Genomic DNA, 20,432 nt, shown 5'->3' on the forward strand with positions numbered 1-20,432 from the left:
TTTCGCGTTACAGCTAGGCGGCAAGGGCGTGGAACCCCAGGAGTCAAGTAAGTGACTGGGGTCCGCGTTCGCAGCCAACAACGCTGTAGCTTGAAAGACGACGGGGATATTTAAAAGATGGAAATATATTCGCCCAGCTCGACTTGTACCGATTTGACCTGGGTGTAATGTTCCAGCGTACTGAGGCCATTTTCACGGCCGACGCCAGACTGCTTGTACCCGCCGACCGGCATTTCCGGCGCCGATTCACCCCAGGTGTTGATCCAGCAAATGCCGGCCTCCAACTGGTGGATCACCCGATGCGCCCGGGTCAGATCGTTCGTCACCAAACCGGCAGCCAGGCCGAAGGTGGTGTCGTTCGCACGGCGTACCACTTCTTCTTCGCTGTGGTAAGTGAGAATGCTCATTACCGGCCCAAAGATCTCTTCGCGCACGATCTCCATCTCGTCACCGCAGTCGGTAAATACCGTCGGCGCCACATAAGCCCCTTTGGCGTATTCACCCTCAGTCACACGTTCGCCGCCGCACAACAGGCGAGCGCCGCTTTTCTTGCCGCTTTCGATGAAGCGTAATACCGACTCCATATGCGCGAAGCTGACCAGCGGGCCGAAGTTGGTTTGTGGATCGGTAGGATCCCCCAGGCGAATGCGCTTAACGCGCTCGAGGATTTTGGCTTCGAACTCGGCCTGCAACGCTGCGGGGACAAATACTCGAGTCCCGTTGGTGCACACCTGGCCGGAGCTGTAGAAGTTGGCCATCATGGCGATATCGGCGGCGCGATCCAGGCAGGCGTCGTCAAAAATAATCAGCGGGGATTTGCCACCCAGCTCCATGGTGACTTCTTTCAGCGTCGAACCTGAGGCGTTAGCCATCACTTTCTTGCCGGTTTTTACACCGCCGGTGAAGGACACCTTGGCAATGCCGGGATGATCGGTCAGGTACTGGCCGACTTCTGCGCCGCTGCCGGTGACCACGTTGAATACGCCGTCCGGCAAACCGGCTTCGGTATAGATTTCCGCCAGCTTCAGCGCCGTCAGGGAAGTGACTTCACTGGGTTTGAAGATCATCGCGTTGCCTGCCGCCAGTGCCGGTGCGGATTTCCACAGGGCAATCTGGATCGGGTAGTTCCAGGCGCCAATACCGGCCACCACGCCCAGGGGCTCACGACGGGTATAAACAAAGGCGCTGTCACGCAGCGGGATCTGCTGGCCTTCGATCGCCGGGATCAGACCCGCATAATATTCCAATACGTCGGCACCGGTAACGATATCCACCGCAGTGGTTTCCGACATGGCCTTGCCGGTATCCAACGTTTCCAGCGCGGCCAGTTCGTCGTTGCGTTCGCGCAGAATATCCACCGCTCGGCGCAGAATACGAGAACGTTCCATCGCCGTCATCGCCGCCCACACTTTCTGTCCGCTGGCTGCACTGGCCACCGCACGGTTGACGTCTTCAGCGCTGGCAGACTGGATCTCGGCAAGCACTTCACCGTTCGCCGGGTTAACCGCGTTGAAAGTTTTTCCATCGGTACTGTCTACATAGGCACCATTAATATAGAGCTTCTGTAAGCCAAAACGGGACATAGGTTCTCCTTGGGTTATCCTCAGGGTGGCGTTTGCCCCCGGAGTTGAAACGTAATGTATTCGGTCGTGAGCGCGATCGCCTGCGTCTGGTTGAACGCCGCGCCGCGCAACGCACTGCGCAGCCACAGGCCGTCAATCAGTGCTGCCAATCCTTTGGCTGCCAGTCGCGCCTGCGCCTTGGGCAGTTGGCGACTAAATTCGGCACACAGGTTGGAATACAGCCGACGGCCGTTAACCTGTTGCAGCCGATTAAGCTGCGGCTGGTGCAAGCTGCTGGCCCAAAACGCCAGCCAGGTTTTCATCGCCGCACTGTTGATCTGGCTGTCGTCGAAGTTACCGGCGACGATCGCCTGCAGCCGTGATGCCGGGCTCTGGTCGCTTAACGCCTGTAGCCGCAGCTTCACCGCCTCGCCCAAATGGCTAATCAAATAGCGCATAGTGGCTTCCAGCAGGCCGTTCTTGTCCTTGAAATAATGGCTGATGATGCCGTTGGAAACTCCGGCCCGCCGCGCTATTTGCGCGATGGTGGCGTCATGCATTCCCACTTCGTTCACCGCGGCCAGCGTGGCATCTATCAACTGCTGCCTTCTGATTGGCTGCATTCCTACCTTTGGCATAATTCGACTCTCACAAAACCGACTTCGGCCTCGTCTCAGCGGCGGGATTTCACGCCCTTTTCACCTGCTGAACTTGGTCTTCATGCTCACTATTAAACTTTTTTTTGATTGAACGTTCAATAAAAATTGCATATATTTTATTACCGCTTGGTTACAAATATGTACTTTTCGGTTGTGGAACTGGCTGATTTTTGTGAGGTATTTAACGAATCTGACCAAAATCAGTGTCTGTAAGCGGTTCCCACCACGAAACGATTTTCTGTTTCGTTAACAAGCAAAGCGGCAATCTTTGGCAAGCAGAATAGCGATTGCCGCGGCTTTATATCCGCACTTTTCCGGACGGCGCCGATGCGTCCGTTCAGGCTGGTGTGTGGGCACGATTTTACTCAGTTGTTAAAAAACAGAGGAAGACGATGACAACACGCGAAACCTCCTCAAAACCACAAAAGGATGGCCTTAATCCGGTGGTTTTCTTTACCTCGGCGGGGCTGATTCTGGCCTTCTCGCTGATGACCATCTTCTTTACCGATTTCTCCGGGCGATGGATCACCCGCACCCTGAATTGGGTTTCAACCACCTTCGGCTGGTATTACCTGCTGGCCGCTACCCTGTACATCGTATTTGTGGTGTTTATCGCCGCGTCGCGCTTCGGTTCGATCAAGCTCGGGCCAGAACAGTCGAAACCCGAATTCAGCCTGATGAGTTGGGCAGCGATGCTGTTCGCTGCCGGCATCGGCATCGATCTGATGTTCTTCTCGGTCGCCGAACCGGTGACGCAATATATGATGCCACCGGAAGGCCAGGGCCAGACGATGGAAGCCGCCCGCCAGGCCATGGTGTGGACACTGTTCCACTACGGGCTGACCGGCTGGTCGATGTATGCGCTGATGGGCATCGCCCTCGGCTACTTCAGCTACCGCTATAACCTGCCGTTGACCATCCGTTCGGCGCTCTACCCGATTTTCGGTAAACGCATCAACGGCCCGATCGGCCACAGCGTAGACATTGCGGCCGTGCTGGGCACTATCTTCGGCATCGCCACCACGCTGGGTATTGGCGTAGTGCAGTTGAACTACGGGCTGAAAGTTCTGTTCCACATTCCGGAAAATCTGACGGTTCAGGCCGCGCTGATCCTGCTTTCGGTGATCATGGCGACCATTTCGGTGACCTCAGGTGTTAACAAGGGCATCCGCATTCTGTCCGAACTCAACGTGCTGTTGGCGTTGGGACTGATCATGTTCGTGCTGTTCTTCGGGGATACCGAATTCCTGCTCAATGCGCTGGTGCTCAACGTTGGCGACTACGTTAACCGCTTTATGGGAATGACCCTTAACAGCTTCGCCTTCGATCGTCCGGTAGAATGGATGAACAACTGGACCCTGTTCTTCTGGGCCTGGTGGGTGGCCTGGGCGCCGTTTGTCGGCCTGTTCCTGGCGCGTATTTCGCGTGGGCGCACCATCCGCCAATTTGTAGTCGGTACGCTGATTATTCCTTTCGTATTCACCCTGCTGTGGCTGTCGATTTTCGGCAACAGCGCGCTGTATCAGATCATTCACGGTAACGCCGCTTTCGCGCAGGAAGTAATGCAGTATCCGGAACGCGGTTTTTACAGCCTGCTGGCTCAGTATCCGGGCTTCACCTTCAGCGCCTCGGTGGCAACCATCACTGGCCTGCTGTTCTACGTCACCTCGGCGGATTCAGGTTCACTGGTTTTGGGTAACTTCACCTCGCGCCTGAGCGACATCAACAACGATGCGCCCAACTGGCTACGTATTTTTTGGTCGATAACCATTGGCCTGCTGACCATCGGCATGCTGATGACCGACGGCGTGCCCGCGTTGCAAAAAACCACGGTGATCATGGGCCTGCCGTTCAGCTTTGTGATCTTCTTCGTGATGGCCGGATTGTATAAGTCATTGCGGGTAGAGGATTACCGCAAAGCCAGCGCGTTGAACACCAGTGCGCCAATGCCGGTGTCCAGCAATGACGTGCTCAACTGGAAACAGCGCCTGTCGCGCGTAATGAATTATCCTGGCACGCAGTACACGCAGAAAATGCTGGATACTCGTTGCCGACCGGCAATGCAAGAAGTGGCGCGTGAGCTGGAACTGCGCGGTGCCAAAGTGGAATTCAGTGAGGTACCGCCGACCGAAGATGAACGTTTGAGCCATCTGGAGCTGCTGGTGCATCTGGGCGAAGAGCAGAACTTCATCTATCAGATCTGGCCACAGCGTTATTCGGTGCCGGGCTTTACCTATCGTGCTCGCTCCGGCAAGTCGCACTACTACCGGTTGGAAACCTTCCTGATGGAAGGCACCCAGGGCAATGACCTGATGGATTACAGCAAAGAGCAGGTGATCGGCGATATTCTCGATCAGTATGAGAAACACCTGAACTTTGTGCATATCCACCGTGAGGCGCCGGGCAATACCCTGACCTTCCCGGATATGTGATCCGTTCATCATGGCCAAAAGGCGCAGTTTAAAAACTGCGCCTTTTTTTACGGTATATCGTCAGGCAAGTCGGCTTTTAGCAGCAGTATCGAACCCGCCAATAACACCAGATCCTTTAGCAGAAAGCTGGTGGCCCCCCCCATCGCCGGAAAGCCACCGGCCGAAGCTTCCCAGGCACCCGGTGTGGAGAAGATCAGCGTCAGGGTCGTCAGATAAGTCAGTGTCGATCCCACCGCCCCCAATAACCCCAAACGTCGCGACCAAAAACCGGCCAGCAGCAAAAGACCAAAGCTCCACTCGGCAACCCCTAACGCATAACTGGCACCGCGAATGCCAAACACATCGTGCATCCAGGCCAGCAGCGGGCTATTACCAATCAGAGGCACCAGCCCCTGCGCTTCATAATCAAACCACTTGGCATAGCCGAAAGCGGCGAAGATCACCACCAGCGCCAGCCGCATAAAGGCCACGTCCCAGTTCGAGCGCTTAAAGCGCTGCAGCCACATAGTCTGAACCATCGTCCCTCCCGTTGTACTTGCCCGCAGCCGGGATTAAACCAGCGTCCATCCGGCTGCGGGACGCGGCGGCTTACTGCCCCATAGCGTCTTTGCTCATACTGTCTTTCTTCATGCCGTCATGCTTCATGGCGTCTTTACCCATGCTGTCTTTCTTCATGCCATCATGTTTCATGGCATCTTTGCCCATGCCGTCTTTCTTCATGCAATCCTTGCCCATACACTCTTTTTTCATGCCGTCTTTGGCCATACCGTCGTGCGACATCTGGTTCATGCCGTCTTTTTTCATCGCGTCTTTGCCCATGCTGTCGGCGGCATTGGCACCGAGGGAACCTAACATCAACGCGCTACACATCATTACTGCGAATAACTTTTTCATGGTATTTCCTTTTCTCATTTAAAAAGCACCTGTGTGCCGGGGATAGTTGGGGCCGTCGTTAGCTGCCGCCAAACCAGTTGTAACCTTGATCTTCCCAGTAGCCGCCGGGAAAGCGGTTGGTGATCTCTATGACCTGAATATGTTTCGGGTTCTTGTAGCCGAGCTTGGTCGGCATGCGCAGCTTCATCGGATAGCCGTATTTACGTGGCAGGATCTGGCCATCGTAAGTCAGCGCCATAATGGTTTGCGGATGCAGCGCCGTGGCCATGTCGATGCTGGTGTAGTAGTCGTCGGCACATTTGAAGCTGACATAGTTGGCGCTCAGGTCCGCGCCGATCGCCTGCAAAAATTGCGCAAAGGGTACGCCCCCCCACTTACCGATGGCGCTCCAACCTTCAACGCAGATATGGCGCGTCACCTGGCTGATTTGCGTCATGCTGTGCAATTGCGGCAAGGTCCACGGCTGCTTATTCAGCACTAACCCACTGACTTCCAGCCGATAATCCTCGCCATTGATATCCGGCGCTTCTTCTTCGGCGTAAAACGCGTTGAACGGAAACGGACGAGTAATCTGCGACTCGGCATACACCGGTGCCAAATGGTCGGCGTTAAACAGCCACCCCTGCACCCGATCGTTAAAGCGCGAGATACGGCTCAACGCCTGCTCCACATGGGTGTTGTCGCTAAGATCACAGCCGGTGAGCATCGCAATACCACCCAGCGTCAACCCGTTACGCAGAAAACGGCGGCGTGAAGAGGAGGTCAACTGACGCGCCAGCAACTGCTGTGCCTCCCTGACAATCTCCCGGCCTTCACTCAGGCTGATAAGGGGTTTATCTGTTTTCATCGGGTTCTCCTTAACGTCCACGCAGCATGGCCAACAGCGTGCGTGGTACCAGCGCCACCATGACCAGGTGCACTACTACAAACCCCACCAGCGCCGACATGGCGTAAAAGTGGATATAACGTGCCGCTTCATAGCCGCCGAGCAATTCGCGCAGCAGCGGAAATTGCACCGACTTCCACAACACCAGGCCAGATATCACCATCACTACGCCTGCCACCATCACAAACAGATAAGCAGCTCGCTGTACCATGTTGTAATGACGCAAATCGCTATGACCGAGTTTGCCCCGCAGCGCTGCCAGCAGATCGCTCAACAAGGCTTTTGGGCTGAGCGGCCAAAATTTGCGTTTCAAACGGCCGCTGAACAGATTGATCAGCAGATAACACAACCCGTTGATCCCAAACAGCCACATGCCGGCGAAGTGCCATTGGAGCGCCCCACCCAACCAACCGCCTAGCGTCAGCTCATTGATAAAACTGAAGTTGAACAGCGGGGAAGCGTTGTAGATGCGCCACCCGCTGGTGACCATGATCAGCATCGCCAACGCATTCAACCAATGCGTCAGGCGCAGCCACAGCGGGTGGATCAGTGCGGGTTTCTCCGGCGTAATGGACATGGCCATGACGTCTCTCCTGACGGTGGCGGTTTCGATGGGCTGAGTATCCGTCCGATTTGTTCCCCAAGACCTCACGCAAAGTTAAATAAAATGTGATAACTCCGGCTTCGGTGGTTGTGTAGACTTCACTAAGGCCTGGCAATCAGCGGTGAGAGAATGGAAAAGCCAAAGAAAATTTTAATCGTCGAGGATGACGGCAATATCGCGGAGCTGCTGCAGTTACATCTGCGCGACGAGGGTTATGACATCAGCCATGCCGCCGATGGCAATCTGGGGATGGCGATGCTGGAACAGGGCGGCTGGGACGCATTGATCCTCGATTTGATGCTACCGGGGATCGATGGGCTGGAGATCTGCCGCCGCGCGCGCAACATGACGCGCTACACGCCGATCATCATCACCAGCGCGCGATCCAGCGAGGTACATCGCGTGCTGGGGTTGGAACTCGGTGCCGACGACTATCTCGCCAAACCCTTTTCGATGCTGGAACTGGTGGCCAGGGTTAAGGCACTGTTTCGCCGTCAGGAAGCCATGAGCCGCAACCTGAAAATGGACGCCGGCACCTTGAGCTTTGACGGCCTGACCATCGATCCGATTGCGCGTGAAGTACTGTTGAATCATCAAGCCATCGACCTGACGCCGCGTGAATTCGACCTGCTGTATTTTTTTGCCAAACACCCCGGCAAGGTCTTTTCCCGCTTGAGCCTGCTCAACCAGGTGTGGGGATATCAGCACGAAGGCTATGAGCACACCGTGAATACCCACATCAACCGGCTGCGCATCAAGATTGAAAGCAACCCGGCGGAACCCGAGCGCATCCTCACCGTGTGGGGTATGGGCTACAAATTCGCGGCAGCGCCGCAAGAGTGAATCATGAAAAACCTTACGTTAACGCAACGTCTGACCCTGATCTTCGCACTGCTGATGGTGGTCAGCTGCGCCATATCCGGCTGGATGCAGGTGCGCAGCAGTACCCAGTATAGCCAGGCGGTGATCCAGCGGTTGTCCGGTAATCTGGCGCAGCACATTGCCGACAGTAACCCGCTGTTGGGGCAAAACGGGCTGAACGCCCCCTCGGTTCACAGCCTGTTCGATCAGCTGATGGCGGTAAACCCCAGCGTTGAGGTCTACCTGCTCGACAAACAGGGCAATATCATTGGCAACGCCGCGCCGGCCGGCCACCTGAAACGCCAGAAAGTGGATTTGCTGCCGCTGCAGGCCTTGTTCGATGGCGCCAGCATGCCGGTTTACGGCGATGACCCGCGCAACCCGAATGCCAGAAAAGTGTTCAGCGCCGCACCGCTGAAGGTCAATGGCCAGGTTGAAGGCTATTTGTACGTGGTGCTGCTGGGCGAAGATTACGACGCACTGGCCAGCAACGCGCTGTTTAGCTCTGCGGTTTCCATGGCGCTGTGGTCATCGGGCCTGATGGTGCTGTTCAGCCTGTTGGCCGGCGGATTCGCGTTCTATTGGGTCACCCGGCCAATCCGTCGTCTTACGCGTCAGGTCAGCGAGCTGGACAGCGGCGGCATCGCTGCGGTACAGGCCTATGCCGCGCTGCCGGTCGACGCCGCCGGACGCGACGAGGTCAGCCGTCTGCAGCAAGCATTCAACAGCATGGCGCAACGCATCGCCATACAGTGGCAGTCGCTTTCACAGCAGGACCAACAGCGCCGCGAGTTTATCGCCAATATCTCGCACGACCTGCGTACCCCGCTGACTTCGCTGCACGGCTACCTGGAAACGCTGTCGGTAAAATCCGCCAGCCTGAGTGAAAACGATCGCCAACGCTATCTGGAGATCGCGCTGGCGCAGAGCCGCAAGGTCGGTCGGCTGGCGCAGGAGTTATTCGAGCTGGCACGGCTGGAGTATGGCGTGGTGAAACCGCAGAAAGAGCCGTTCTCGCTCAGCGAGCTGGTGCAGGATGTGTTCCAGAAGTTCGAGCTGGCAGCCGAGGCTCGCCAGCAACGGCTGCTGGCTGATATCGCCCCGGGCATTCCATTGGTGTTCGCCGATGTCAGCATGATTGAACGCGTGTTGACCAACCTGCTGGACAACGCTATTCGTCACACGCCACAGGGGGGCGAGATTGAAGTGCGGCTCTGGCAGCAGGCAGGCAAGGTGCTGGTTCAACTTAACGACAGTGGCCCCGGTATCCCACAGGAGCTGCGCGCCGATCTGTTCGTTCGCCCTTCTATTCTGAGCAGCGCGCGTCGCCACGCCAGCGGGCTGGGATTGATGATCGTGCGGCGCATTTTGTTGCTGCACGACAGCGATATCCAACTGATCGAACAACCGCAACGCGGTGCCTGCTTCCGCTTCTCAATCCCGCTGCGTTAGCGCGTTATTATTCGTTGAGGCAGCTTTTATCGATGCTGATAAATTTGTCGTTATAGATAATAAATTTCTGCCCTTTCTGGCGAATACCGGCATGAGTCAAAGTATCGCCAGGACGCAGGTATTCGGTTACCCCTTCTTCGTCGGTACTGTCGCAACCGGGCTTGATCAACAGCTTGAAGTAGGTGTTGCCGGTATTAGTGACGGTGCCGCGCTGTGAATCGAGCCGATAGGCAAAATTGGTCTGACGCGGCCGCACCACCAAAATGGTGTCCATTACCACGATTGGCTCCAGCGTCACGCCAGTCGCCTTTTGCCCTGCGGGATCGAATAAACGGGTCGGAATTTCTCGGAACGATACCCGGTAATAGCGTTCGCGGTTATCCTGCGGCCCGCGGTAAAAGAACTTGTAATATTCGCTCTGTCCCGCCTGCAGCTGGAGTTGACGAGGGGCAAACAGCAGTTCGCCATCGGCCGGTTTGCTCCGCGTTTCGCTATCACCCGGTCGATCAATGGCCCGCAGCGTCACCTGATAAATACGCGCGCTGCGGTTATTGTTCAGCACCCGCTTGGCGGTGAAGGATTGGTCCTGATCCATCGCGAACGTCAGGGTGCCAACGTTAATCGCGCTGGCATAAAATGGCAGGCACAATAGCCCGAGCAGCAAGCTTCTCACAGCCTTTCCCCTAGTTAATGTTGCGCCAGGTGGCTTCAACATGGATCTCACCGGCGGCGCTAACGTCGCCGTACCAACCATTACCTTCAATCGTCCTCAGTGAAATCGGGTTATTCATCGGGATACTGAATTTCACCCGTGTTTTGTTTAACACCCCTACCTCGCCGGAAATGTCATTCCACGGCGTACTGCTCCATAACGCATTCGTCATGTCATGCCACTGCCCGTCGCAGCCGGCGTCATAATCCTGCTGCCCGTTGGTGCTGGTAGTGATGCTCAGCGTCGCCGGGAACGGTACTTTGGTGCTGTTATCCGCCGAGGAAAAAATGCAGTAGCTTCTGCCGCTGAGGGCCTGTGTCGGGCCGGTGGCCATGACTCTCACCTCATCGGCAGCGGTTTTACCACTGGTGGTAACAATATAAGTAAACTCCAGTGGTGGCTCACCCGGTCCAACGTAACCTTCACGATGAGGGGTATTGTCATAGTCGTCAGAAATAATGCTAATGCTGAAATCGCGCGGTTTAATAATCAGCTGGTTTGAGGTGGAAAACTCATACCAGCCGGACTCCGGCGACGTGGTGTTCTGGAAGCGGAAGTTAATCAGGTCGCGAGTGCCACTGTCGGAGATCCCCAGCTTCACCATCTGCTTAAAGAAGTTGCTGGCGAAAAAGACGTAGATGGCATTGCTGCTTTTCAGCTCGTTAAAGGTGTAATAGCTGCCGGTACCGGAAGTGTTTTTCCAGGTGTTGCCGTTCAGACTGAACTGCAGGTCGGCGGCGTTAACCGCCGAGGACAGCGCCGCATGGTTAATGGCCGGGAACACGTGAATCGAGGTATTGCTGACGCTGCCATCGGTCTGCAGATCGTAGCTGACCATTTTGCACATGATGCCGGCGCGCGCACCGATAGTCTGGTTTTTACAGTCGGCATTCCCCTCACCGATGATCGGCACGCCGTCGCTGTTAACAAACACTTCCGATACCGCGTTGGTGTTGATAAAGCGCAGATGCGCGGCCTTGCTGTGGGTCACGGTGCGTTTGTACCAATTACCGCTGGCCTGGTTCTGGCACCGTCCCCCAGCGCCGGCATCATAAGTGGCCGAGGTCTGGCAGCTGTTAATCTGCATGCTGAATGCATCGCCGGGGGCCATCTGCTGTAAATATTGGTAGAAACTCGGCGACATCATGCCGTGCATCCATTTTGCGCCGCCCGGCGTCACCACCGCACCATAAAACCCTTTTTCATCGGTGCTTTGCGGCAGGATCAGGCTGGTGTCCATATTACAGCCCGCATACCAGTTAATGCAGCGCAGGCCGAGGAACGGATTTTTTATCGGGGCATTTTCCAGCCACATGTCAAAGCGGTTGTTCGCCGACAGGCCGGTGTTATAACCATTGTCCACATAGCCCAGGCTCTGCTGATAAATGGTGCCGGAGCCGCCGTATTTCAGGCCGGTCCATTTATTCGCACCGGTCATGCGCGGATCCAGCACCCCGGACGGCGTAACGAAAAAGTTGTCGTCGGCGTTGTTTTCAACGAACACGAACTTCACGGTCGCGGCGTTTGGCCAGTTGGTAACGGTAACCGCCGCACGCAACGGCAGGGCCACCCACAGCATAAGCAGCAGCGCAATTTTAGCCTTCATTGATCGTTTCTCCTGCCTGCATATTGTTGCCGGCATAGGTTTTCAGCCCGGTACAGACCACGTCACCGACCCACACGGCGCCCTGAGCCTTGCTCAGATCCAGATCCACTTCGCAGCTCTGGTTACCGCTATGCGTAAAGTCGATAACCGGGAATTTCTTATCGACGTCCATAATGAATTCGCCTTTGTCATCGGTGCGGGTGCGCCCGATATGGTTTTTGATATAGGCGTTGGCCAGCAGCGTGCCGTCTTCAGCCTTGATGCGACCGAACACCGTCACCATCTGTTTGATTTCTGGCGTGATCACCGCCACGTTACCCGGATACAGCGTCAGCTTGCTCTTGCGTTTGGTGACGATATCGAAGCTTTCCGCCGAGTTTTTATTGTTCATCAACTCCACTTCGTACTGACCGTACGGCGACAACGGCACATAGTTTTTATTGCCGGTCAGCTTGACCGTCCGTCCGTCGACCCGGGCGGTCAGCATGCCGTCGTTTTCAATACCGGTATTAAAGATGATGCCCGCATTACCTTCGCTTCGGCCGCTGGCCGCAATATCACGCCCCTGCCAACCCACGCTGCCGCTGGCGGACAGACTTGAGTTGACGTAACCGTCGGCGGAGCTGCTGACGTTGACCGTACCGGCGGAATATTTGGTATCAAAGCGCGCGTATGCACCGCCGTTAAGGCTGTTATCGCCGTTAGTGTCGCCGGATATCGCCCGCGACAGGTTGGCGCCGAGGGTGCGGATCGGCCCGTTTTGAATATCCTTGCGCGCCGCCAGGTTAGCCGTGGTATAGCCGTTTTGATTGGAAACTCCGGCGCTGAGCCAATTGCCCATCGGCAAAGAGAAGTCCAGCGCAATATATTTACCGGTATTTGCGCTGTAGCCACCGTTGTTATAGCGCTGTATGCCGGCGCGTACGCCCAGCGTGCCAAAACGGCCAGTAAACACATTTTGATAATAATCGGCGTTGTAGTAATGACTGTTGTTCTTCTTATCGTCGTTGTAGCTGAGACTCAGGCTACCCAACGGCGACCATAGCGCACCAAAATTCATCGTGCCGCCGATCGCACGGTTATATGCATCGTTTTGCAGCAGTTTGTCGCCAATCGAGGTTTTTTCCTGATTGATCCACAAACTGCTGAAACCGCCAGGCAGCGCTGCGCTGACGCTGTTAACCATGCTCCATGAGCTGTCGGAGGCCGCCATGTTCTGCAGGTTGAACTGAATCGACTCGGAGAGCGGTACGCTGATGCGGCTTTCACCGACCGCGTTGCTGTCAAACGAATAGCCGGACAGCGCCCAGTTGAGCCTGTTTACGTTGCCGGTAGCAGAGGCACCCAGCAGATAAGAATCTTTCGCCGGTCGCTGACGTTGGTTATCGCCGCGCCAGTCGTCCATACGGATCATTCCACCCCAAAACTGCCAGGCCAGCGGCGCATTGGCACCACGATTGGGGCTGAACAGTTTGTTCACCCGCTGCATGCGCTTATCTACCACCTTGCCGTTGACCACCACTTCGACTTCGACGTCATAAATGCCGTAAGGCAAGTTACCGGTATCCACTTCATGGTTACCCATGGCAAAATTTTGTACGCTGAGCAGCCGCCCTTCACGCGACAAGTGCACTTCCCCCGCCGATGGGAAAAATGCCACGATCGGCGTCAGCGACTGGCTGTTATCAAAAACGGTAGAGTTGGCACGATTGCCGTAGGACAGGCCGTAGATCTTGCTGGAGTTGATGGTGGTGACCGGCCCCAGCGACTGCAGGTTCCAGCTGTCGAGCATGCCGGCGGCAAAGCGGCGGCCGGCAAAGTCGCGCTCGTACATCGCCTTATACAGCGTAGCGTTTTCGTCGCCGCTGCCGATGCCGTAAATCGAACCGTTCACTTCCACGTGGTGCTCGCGCAGAGCGGTAACGCTGTTGAGTGACAGGTAACTGGAAGTGTTGCCCTCGCTGGCACGGGTGCGGTTATCGTAAATACCAAGGTTATAGTCCAGCGTGCTGCTGACGGCATTGACGCTCGACGCGCCAATGTCGCTGGAGCGCGCGCGGAGCAGGGTTCCCATCGCGGACGCTTTCACCACCAGCTGTAAATTGAGCTGGCGGAAATCCAGCGCCAGCCAGGCGTCGGGCGTCAGCGCAATACGCTGCTGCCGATCAAATGCGGTCTCCTGCAGCGCCTGCAGCTGTTTGATGGTTTCCGCAGTCAGCGGTGTCCCCTCGTCGCCATCTTCCAGGGCAATTTGGCGAATTTTTAGTTGGTCGTTTTCGAGGTACAAAAAGGCATGGCCAATACGGCGGTCGTCTTTTACACCGCTGTTTTTTTCAAAGTGCAATAGCAGGGGGATGCTCATGCCTTCGCGCAACGCCAGGCTGAAGGTCTGGGGGATCAAAACGCCATCAATCTGGGTCAGTCCGGCAGCCATCGTCGTCTGACCCGGCAACAGCACGGCAGGAAGCACAAGCGCGCCGGCGGCAAGCAGGGTTTTCAACAACACATCATCCAGCGCACCTTTCACATCCACTCCTTGAATTCTTGTTATGAGTTCCATTCCGTATAGGCTTTGCCGTGGGTTACGCAGTCCGTTATTTCACCGGGATAAACTGCTCGCCATGCCACAGCGCAACGCGACCCTTCTTGTCGCTGACATCCACCTTGCTGAAAGCTCGAGCCTTGCCTGGCATGACGAAATAGTTTTCCTTGCAGTCATTCCCCTCTTTCTTGTCGCGGCAATTACCGTAGGCCACCACCTTAAAGGTGGCGTTGCCGGTGTTTTTGATCTGGCCGTCGGCAAACTGATAGTCGAATTGGTCCTGCCGTGGCGCCACCACCAAAATGGTGCCGATACGTGCCGATGTGGTGGCAACCGCGTTGCGTTTAGCCGAGTTTTTCCCCACATCGCTCAACGCCTGATCGAACCAGACAATGCGGTAATACCGTTCCTGGTTGTCGCTGGGGCCTTTGTAATAGAAACGGATCACGTCGCTGGCATTGGCCGGCAATATCAGGCTGGCCGGCGACAGCAACATTTCATCTTTACTGCCCATCGGAAGCACCGTGCCGGACTCCAGCGGGCTGGAAATTCGCTCGATCTTGATATTCACCAGACGACCGCTGTCGGTGGTGTTCTTGATTTCTTTACTCAGACGCGCGCTATCGCTGTGCATGAACGAGCTGATCTCACCGACGTCGAGCGCGAAAACAGGTTGAGACAGCGATAGCAACAGGCAGGCGGCGAGAGAGAGTCGTTTCATAACGGTATTCCAGTGACGTTCTTCAGCGGGGTGGAATAAGCAGGGGATTGCCCCCTGCTCTAAACCAGCAACTCGGGGATTACGCAGTCCAGGTGGCGTTGAATTCCACGCTCACATCACCGCTCCAGATACCTTCCGGCAGGGTGCTGAAATCGGTGACCGCAGTGGTACCGTCAGAGGTGGCGCCAATAATGGTGAAAGTGAACTGATCTTGTGCACTGGTGCGGACAGCCTGATTGTAAGCGTTGGATAACGCGCTCAGGTTGCCGCCCAAAATGCCGGCAGAGGTGTCGATCATGGTGGTTTCCGCCGTTTTCTCTACCGCTGCGCCGTTGTAGTTCACGCCGACATTCAGGGTTGAGCCAGAGGTATCCAGCTGAGTCAGGGTGTTTGAAACCAGTTTAGAAGTCAGTTTGAAGGCAGTTGCAGTGGCATCCCCTTCTACGGTCACGTCAAACAGACCTTTCTGGCTGTTGAAACCCTTGATGCCTTCCGCATAGTTGAAAGACAGGCTGCCGATTGGGGTAACAACCAGTTTGCTGGTGGTGTCTTTCTTCGCGGTAGCAGACCAGGTAGCCAGCGCCTGAGCGGTAACGTCGGCGGCTTGAGCAGTGCTGACCGCAGCGAAGGCGGAAATGATTGCCAGAGCCAGTGTAATTTTCTTCATGGTAAAACTCCCTTCAACTTTAAATATGATTGTGCGTCCATTAGCCTGACGTGCCTTAATCAGTCACTTGCATGAGTGCTTTTAGCCAGTCTGCTTGACGGAGAAAAGAGTAACCGCATCAAATCAAAAAAGAACCATTAACTACCAATGGTCAAATATTTAGATTTTTATTCTTACTTTAATGTTTATTTTGCTTCCAGTAAGTTAAAAGGGCCATGTAATGATGCTGCAGGGAACAAAACACCTATTGTTTTCATCCCCTCTAAAACCGCGTTAACGGTATATAAAACGCACTATTGCGTCAGCGCATAAATAAGGGCGACAGGTTTATTTTTGTAGGATGTTTAATTTGATGCAGATCAATTCATCTGGGTGGCTGACAGGAAATAAAGGGATAAGCGCTTGGAACGAGAAAGTATTAAACCGCCGGCGCGGCGTGTGCCATTACAACCGACGGCGAATTTTTAGGCCGGGTGTTGAGTCCTGAAGGCCAAAATCAGACGCATAAACCCTGCTTGATTAAGCCTCAGCTTGCGCATGATATTCAGCTTATGGCTACTGACCGTTTTACAACTGCGATGGGTAATACTGGCGATATGTCGCGGATTGGCGCCGGCGATCATCATCGCCAATATTTGCCATTCGCTACGGGACAAGGGTTCTACCGCGGATATCAACGCTGCCTGAATCGCCGGACTACGGTAACTTACCCCCGTGCCGACAGCGTCAATGGCCTGATACAGGCAATCCAAGGGATCGTCTTTTGCCACCAGGGATAAATGCGTTTGAGCAGCCAGAATGGTCAATATGCTGGCATTGGTCACTTCAGTAAATATGATCAGTGGCGTCTTGGGCCAAATATCCTTTATCGTCAGGATGAAATGTAATACATCATACAAACTCTCACTTTCATTATACAGCTCCATTATGAGGATTTGTTTCTCATTCTCCTTTAACCCTGCCTCCACTGTCCTGATGCTGTGCACAAATTGGTAGTGTATGGGTTCGGTTCCAATAAGTGCCCGTAATCCTTTTCTCACCCAGGGGTTGGGTTCGAAAAAGAGAATGTCCTCCCTGAAAGAGATATTTTTCATAATCTATTACCATAATTAGGTATTACAAAAGCGGTTGGCGCAGAAATGCCAGGCAGCGCCGGCTAGCAAAATATAAGGCTTGCATCGAATAAATGCTGCATTATTAACCAGGTGGTGAAAATTAAGTATTTAATATCAAGACAATAAAGATTGGTGGCATATTCCTTTCCCCCGGGGTGGCGTTCATCCTGACACCGATTGATGATTAATTAAGAATTGCGGCGTTGTCGCTTTCGAGTCCAGAGCAAATCTCTACCCGATGTTCGCGTAAAATGCGACAGCGCAGAAAAAACAGTCGGGAAATGCCCGAAATGTAAGAACGTACCTGATTGCTGCGTACTACCAACAGGAATTCGTCACCGCTGCACTCTGCCGTTTGCGGGCCCGCATAGGCCAGAATGTCGCGACTTAGAGCAGCACTGACGGCAGCTGAGGCGCCCGGCATCGACATAAACACCTTACAACTGCTGACTTTGCCCAGATAGATTTCTTGCCGGGAAACCGAACCGGTGAGATAGGTGGTAATGCCAACCGCCAGCATAATTACCCCCAATGCCACTACGCTGACTATCGCCCACCAGCGCCGGGAATACCCGGTATAAACCGCTTCGACTGCGGCTGAAGAGCCTGACGAAGGCGCGATTTCCGCTTGAACCGGCGCCGGTGGAGGGGAATTTATATCTCCATTTACGAAACGATCTTCCGGCCCTTCGCAAGACTCCACCCTAATTTCATATCGCAGCATAAAACCGACCTTGGGGACGGTGACAATCACCTCGTCCTCAATTCCCAGATTTTTAATAACCCGACGTAATTTACTCACACATTGGTTAAGATTATTGTTGCCTGACACCATGCCATAATCATCCCAAACCTTCTTGAATATTACCTCCCGCCCCACTGGCTCGCCATGATGCGTAATCAATAGCAGCAGTAACCGCTTCGACGGATTGGAAATAGAGATGGGATCGTCAGGAAAATCTGTCAGGCTCATGGTTCCCGTATCCACGTCAAAAATGATGTGGTCATTAATTCTATATTTCATTTTTCACAGGTTTCACTCTAGGATTATTTATCGCCGGCGTTAAATGTTAATAGAATATTAAGCAATATTTAATCAGGTTAATTAGCCAACCTTAGCCACTGACCCTTCTGAAAATCAATTAACGCCACAAAGTAAATATTTCTCACCTTATCATTTTTGATATAAGAATTTTCTCATATGCCATAACCAAAGATTATACAAACATCCACATCATTGATATATTTATATGTAAAAGATCTTAAAGTTAGTTTTTTGTTTTGTAAATTACCGCCTTTAAGCTGAAAATTCTCGTCATTCCTTTAATGCAAGCAATTTTAATAACAACGTAACGATGGGTGAATTTTGCCAAAAGGGGTCGCCGCCAAAAAACCGGGCTTAGGCCACAACATTGCCCTAATTCTGGTCAGAATTAATCTTTTGATCCGGAGGTGATTGGGTTAGCCCAGCGGTAAATGAAAGTAAAGAGTTTCGACCAGGCCGGATAAACGGATTTGGCCGACCCAGCCAATCAAATCCGGCGTGGGAAATAGGCTATTCTTGCGCGGGGAATATCAGGCTGAAGGTGATGCGAGCAGTATTTTCTTCGACAACACAATGGGCGTGCGCTGTGCCGCCATGCAGTGTCATTATCGCACGGACGATCGCCAGGCCCAGTCCGCTGGCATGGCTGCCGGAACTGCGGGCGGCATCGGCACGATAGAAGCGGTCGAACAATTTGTTCAGATGCGCCGGGGAGATCGGCGGGCCCTGATTGATAACCAGTATCGCTAGCCCACCATCGGCCTGGCTGACAGCCTGCAGCTGTACCTGACTGTTTTCATCGGCATAGCGTACCGCGTTGGAGACCAGGTTACTCAATGCGCGCTGAAACAGCATGGCATCCGCCATCCATTGCCCTTCTCCCTGGCAGACCAACGTAATGCCGCGTTCTTCCGCCAAACCTTCGAAGTAGTCAGCCACCCGTTGCAGCTCTTGCGCCACATCAAGCCGCTGAGGGTTCAACACCGCTTGCCCTTCGCCGGCGCGCGCCAGAAATAGAATATTTTCCACCATACGGGAAATACGCTCCAGCTCCTCCATGTTGTTCGACAACAAGGTTTCATACTCTTCCACACTGCGCGCCTGATACAGCGCTACCTGACAGTGCCCCATCAGTGCCCCTACCGGCGTGCGGATTTCATGGGCCAAATCGGCGGAGAATTGCGTCAGGCGCAGATAACCTTCATTCAGGCGATCCAACATGGCGTTGAACGAACGGGTCAGTTGCTGCAATTCCTTCGGTACCCCGTGCTCGCTCAGGCGAGTCGACAGCGTGTTCGGGGTGATCACCGCCGCCTGCGCCGCCATTCGCCACAGTGGCTGCAGCCCGCGGCGCATCACCCAGTACCCCAGCAATGCAATCAGAATAAATGCCACCGCGACGGCGGCGACGATCCGCCAGAGATAACGCGCCAGCATCTTCTGCTCATTGACCATCACATGGGCAGCCGAAATTTGCAGCAGGTTACCGTCCTCCAGCCTGACCAGTGCCGATGCAGCACGCAATGGCACTCCTTGAGCGGTCATTCCGCCTTGAACCGCGCTCAAGCGCTGCGGCGTGCCGACCGGCGTCGGGATCACCGGTGGCAGGATCAACCTCGCCGGATTCACGTTGATTAACGGTTTTTTCCCCGGCTGCTGAAAAATCAGCACGTCCTGTTCGTTACCCAGCATATTTTCGAACAGGCCGGTATTCGCCGTCAGACGCTCCAACGGAAAACGCTGACTCAGCAAATTGCGGTAATACTCCACCCGGCCGGTAACCTGCAAATCGCTACGGGTAGTCATCTCCTGACGCATTGCACCGTACAGGTAGCCGCCCGCGCCGCTAACCACCAGAGCCGCCACCAGCGCAAACAGCATGGCGCTGCGCAACGTCAGTGACAAGACGCGCCAACGCTGGATCACGGCCTTCATGAACGCGGTTCGCAAACGTAGCCGATACCACGCACGCTGTGGATCAGCTTGACCTCGAACGGCCGGTCAATCTTGGCACGCAGCCGCTTGATGGCGACATCCACCACGTTGGTATCGCTGTCAAAGTTCATGTCCCAAACCTGGGAGGCGATCATGGTGCGTGACAACACCTCCCCCTCACGTCGTACCAGAAGATGCAACAACATAAATTCTTTATTGGTCAGCGCGATCACCTGCTCCTGCCGCACCGCTTTACGGCGCAGCACGTCGAGCTGCAGGTCGGCTATTACATAGTGATCGGCTTCACGTACCGTGCCACGCCGCAGCAAAGTGCGCAGACGCAACACCAGTTCCGTAAAGGAGAAGGGCTTAATCAGGTAATCATCGGCACCCAGTTCGAGGCCATGAATGCGATCCTGCACCCCATCTCGCGCGGTCAGAAATAGAATGGGCACATCACTTTTCTTGCGCAGTACCTCGATAATCTGCCAGCCGTCCAGCCCCGGCAACATTACGTCCAGCACGATAGCGTCATAGCCGTGTTCCAGTGCCCGAAACAGGCCGTCGGTGCCGTTACGTGCCAAATCGACGCTGTACCCCGCCTCTCCCAGCCCCTTTTTCAGGTAATCACCCGTGCTGATGTCGTCTTCAACCACCAGTATTCGCATTATCGCCACCTCATGACTCTTGCGGAAATACTAGCAGTTCTGGCGGACATTCTTGATGACATTAATGTCAT

At 54.6% G+C, this 20,432-nt stretch carries 18 protein-coding genes; 3 read left to right on the forward strand and 15 right to left on the reverse strand.

Features of this window, described 5'->3' with window-relative positions; genetic code table 11:
• Positions 1-110: 110 nt before the first annotated feature.
• Positions 111-1,583: a betaine-aldehyde dehydrogenase gene (gene betB / locus ACMGG1_RS16675; RefSeq protein ID WP_020825952.1), complete on the reverse strand. Its 1,473-nt coding sequence runs from the start codon at positions 1,581-1,583 to the stop codon at positions 111-113.
• A 20-nt stretch (positions 1,584-1,603) separates the two neighbouring features.
• The gene (betI, locus tag ACMGG1_RS16680; RefSeq protein WP_046374098.1) at positions 1,604-2,200 is read right to left on the reverse strand and encodes a transcriptional regulator BetI; all 597 of its coding nucleotides are present in this window, start codon (positions 2,198-2,200) and stop codon (positions 1,604-1,606) included.
• 413 nt (positions 2,201-2,613) lie between these two features.
• Between betI and ACMGG1_RS16685 the strand changes: the two genes are divergently transcribed.
• Complete coding sequence (locus ACMGG1_RS16685; protein WP_020825950.1) at positions 2,614-4,653, forward strand: choline transporter; 2,040 nt, start codon at positions 2,614-2,616, stop codon at positions 4,651-4,653.
• 47 nt (positions 4,654-4,700) lie between these two features.
• Here ACMGG1_RS16685 and ACMGG1_RS16690 read toward each other — a convergent pair whose 3' ends face one another.
• From ACMGG1_RS16690 to ACMGG1_RS16705, 4 genes are all read right to left on the reverse strand, one after another.
• On the reverse strand, positions 4,701-5,171 hold the full coding sequence (locus ACMGG1_RS16690) for a YkgB family protein (RefSeq protein WP_046374100.1): 471 nt from the start codon (positions 5,169-5,171) through the stop codon (positions 4,701-4,703).
• Positions 5,172-5,241: 70 nt separating this feature from the next.
• Positions 5,242-5,547, reverse strand: a complete 306-nt coding sequence (locus tag ACMGG1_RS16695) for a pentapeptide MXKDX repeat protein (protein WP_414160868.1) — start codon at positions 5,545-5,547, stop codon at positions 5,242-5,244.
• Between the two features lie 58 nt (positions 5,548-5,605).
• Positions 5,606-6,394, reverse strand: a complete 789-nt coding sequence (locus ACMGG1_RS16700; RefSeq protein ID WP_020825947.1) for a molybdopterin-dependent oxidoreductase — start codon at positions 6,392-6,394, stop codon at positions 5,606-5,608.
• Positions 6,395-6,404: 10 nt separating this feature from the next.
• On the reverse strand, positions 6,405-7,016 hold the full coding sequence (locus ACMGG1_RS16705; RefSeq protein WP_020825946.1) for a cytochrome b/b6 domain-containing protein: 612 nt from the start codon (positions 7,014-7,016) through the stop codon (positions 6,405-6,407).
• Positions 7,017-7,166: 150 nt separating this feature from the next.
• Here ACMGG1_RS16705 and ACMGG1_RS16710 point away from each other — a divergent pair, with 150 nt between their 5' ends.
• Positions 7,167-7,880 carry a response regulator transcription factor gene (locus ACMGG1_RS16710; RefSeq protein ID WP_020825945.1) on the forward strand — a complete coding sequence of 238 codons (714 nt, stop codon included), beginning with the start codon at positions 7,167-7,169 and terminating at the stop codon, positions 7,878-7,880.
• A gap of 3 nt (positions 7,881-7,883) precedes the next feature.
• Positions 7,884-9,350 (forward strand): sensor histidine kinase, encoded by a 1,467-nt coding sequence (locus ACMGG1_RS16715; protein ID WP_115059432.1) that lies wholly within the window; start codon positions 7,884-7,886, stop codon positions 9,348-9,350.
• Between the two features lie 7 nt (positions 9,351-9,357).
• Here the strand turns inward: ACMGG1_RS16715 and ACMGG1_RS16720 are convergent, their stop codons facing one another.
• The 9 genes from ACMGG1_RS16720 to ACMGG1_RS16760 form a co-directional block, all read right to left on the reverse strand.
• Positions 9,358-10,065: a fimbria/pilus periplasmic chaperone gene (locus ACMGG1_RS16720; protein WP_048761595.1), complete on the reverse strand. Its 708-nt coding sequence runs from the start codon at positions 10,063-10,065 to the stop codon at positions 9,358-9,360.
• Positions 10,034-11,668 (reverse strand): fimbrial adhesin EcpD, encoded by a 1,635-nt coding sequence (gene ecpD / locus ACMGG1_RS16725; protein ID WP_115059434.1) that lies wholly within the window; start codon positions 11,666-11,668, stop codon positions 10,034-10,036. The genes ACMGG1_RS16720 and ecpD overlap by 32 nt, the downstream gene beginning before the upstream one ends.
• Positions 11,658-14,183, reverse strand: coding sequence for a CS1-pili formation C-terminal domain-containing protein (locus ACMGG1_RS16730; protein ID WP_414161456.1), 2,526 nt, complete (start codon positions 14,181-14,183; stop codon positions 11,658-11,660). Before ACMGG1_RS16730 ends, ecpD begins: the two co-directional genes overlap by 11 nt.
• 79 nt (positions 14,184-14,262) lie before the next feature.
• Complete coding sequence (locus ACMGG1_RS16735) at positions 14,263-14,931, reverse strand: hypothetical protein (RefSeq protein WP_334647399.1); 669 nt, start codon at positions 14,929-14,931, stop codon at positions 14,263-14,265.
• 79 nt (positions 14,932-15,010) lie between these two features.
• The gene (gene ecpA / locus ACMGG1_RS16740; RefSeq protein ID WP_020825939.1) at positions 15,011-15,598 is read right to left on the reverse strand and encodes a common pilus major fimbrillin subunit EcpA; all 588 of its coding nucleotides are present in this window, start codon (positions 15,596-15,598) and stop codon (positions 15,011-15,013) included.
• Positions 15,599-16,062: 464 nt separating this feature from the next.
• Positions 16,063-16,692, reverse strand: coding sequence for a LuxR C-terminal-related transcriptional regulator (locus tag ACMGG1_RS16745; protein ID WP_414160869.1), 630 nt, complete (start codon positions 16,690-16,692; stop codon positions 16,063-16,065).
• 205 nt (positions 16,693-16,897) lie between these two features.
• Entirely contained in the window at positions 16,898-17,737 is an 840-nt protein-coding gene (locus ACMGG1_RS16750) for a winged helix-turn-helix domain-containing protein (RefSeq protein WP_130016000.1), read from the reverse strand.
• 531 nt (positions 17,738-18,268) lie between these two features.
• On the reverse strand, positions 18,269-19,693 hold the full coding sequence (locus ACMGG1_RS16755) for a heavy metal sensor histidine kinase (RefSeq protein WP_130015999.1): 1,425 nt from the start codon (positions 19,691-19,693) through the stop codon (positions 18,269-18,271).
• On the reverse strand, positions 19,690-20,361 hold the full coding sequence (locus ACMGG1_RS16760) for a heavy metal response regulator transcription factor (protein ID WP_020825935.1): 672 nt from the start codon (positions 20,359-20,361) through the stop codon (positions 19,690-19,692). The genes ACMGG1_RS16755 and ACMGG1_RS16760 overlap by 4 nt, the downstream gene beginning before the upstream one ends.
• Between the last annotated feature and the right edge of the window lie 71 nt (positions 20,362-20,432).

Source organism: Serratia sp. BNK-12 (assembly GCF_047456085.1).
Lineage (GTDB): Bacteria > Pseudomonadota > Gammaproteobacteria > Enterobacterales > Enterobacteriaceae > Serratia > Serratia liquefaciens.

Excerpts from the sequence above, each read along its gene's own strand:
- ACMGG1_RS16690 (WP_046374100.1), bottom strand. The coding sequence starts at position 5,171 with ATGGTTCAGACTATGTGGCTGCAGCGCTTTAAGCGCTCGAACTGGGAC.
- ACMGG1_RS16745 (WP_414160869.1), bottom strand. The coding sequence starts at position 16,692 with ATGAAAAATATCTCTTTCAGGGAGGACATTCTCTTTTTCGAACCCAAC.
- ACMGG1_RS16750 (WP_130016000.1), bottom strand. The coding sequence starts at position 17,737 with ATGAAATATAGAATTAATGACCACATCATTTTTGACGTGGATACGGGA.
- ecpD (WP_115059434.1), bottom strand. The coding sequence starts at position 11,668 with ATGAAGGCTAAAATTGCGCTGCTGCTTATGCTGTGGGTGGCCCTGCCG.
- ecpA (WP_020825939.1), bottom strand. The coding sequence starts at position 15,598 with ATGAAGAAAATTACACTGGCTCTGGCAATCATTTCCGCCTTCGCTGCG.
- betB (WP_020825952.1), bottom strand. The coding sequence starts at position 1,583 with ATGTCCCGTTTTGGCTTACAGAAGCTCTATATTAATGGTGCCTATGTA.
- ACMGG1_RS16720 (WP_048761595.1), bottom strand. The coding sequence starts at position 10,065 with ATGTTGAAGCCACCTGGCGCAACATTAACTAGGGGAAAGGCTGTGAGA.
- ACMGG1_RS16705 (WP_020825946.1), bottom strand. The coding sequence starts at position 7,016 with ATGGCCATGTCCATTACGCCGGAGAAACCCGCACTGATCCACCCGCTG.
- betI (WP_046374098.1), bottom strand. The coding sequence starts at position 2,200 with ATGCCAAAGGTAGGAATGCAGCCAATCAGAAGGCAGCAGTTGATAGAT.
- ACMGG1_RS16695 (WP_414160868.1), bottom strand. The coding sequence starts at position 5,547 with ATGAAAAAGTTATTCGCAGTAATGATGTGTAGCGCGTTGATGTTAGGT.
- ACMGG1_RS16715 (WP_115059432.1), top strand. The coding sequence starts at position 7,884 with ATGAAAAACCTTACGTTAACGCAACGTCTGACCCTGATCTTCGCACTG.
- ACMGG1_RS16735 (WP_334647399.1), bottom strand. The coding sequence starts at position 14,931 with ATGAAACGACTCTCTCTCGCCGCCTGCCTGTTGCTATCGCTGTCTCAA.
- ACMGG1_RS16755 (WP_130015999.1), bottom strand. The coding sequence starts at position 19,693 with ATGAAGGCCGTGATCCAGCGTTGGCGCGTCTTGTCACTGACGTTGCGC.
- ACMGG1_RS16710 (WP_020825945.1), top strand. The coding sequence starts at position 7,167 with ATGGAAAAGCCAAAGAAAATTTTAATCGTCGAGGATGACGGCAATATC.
- ACMGG1_RS16700 (WP_020825947.1), bottom strand. The coding sequence starts at position 6,394 with ATGAAAACAGATAAACCCCTTATCAGCCTGAGTGAAGGCCGGGAGATT.
- ACMGG1_RS16760 (WP_020825935.1), bottom strand. The coding sequence starts at position 20,361 with ATGCGAATACTGGTGGTTGAAGACGACATCAGCACGGGTGATTACCTG.
- ACMGG1_RS16685 (WP_020825950.1), top strand. The coding sequence starts at position 2,614 with ATGACAACACGCGAAACCTCCTCAAAACCACAAAAGGATGGCCTTAAT.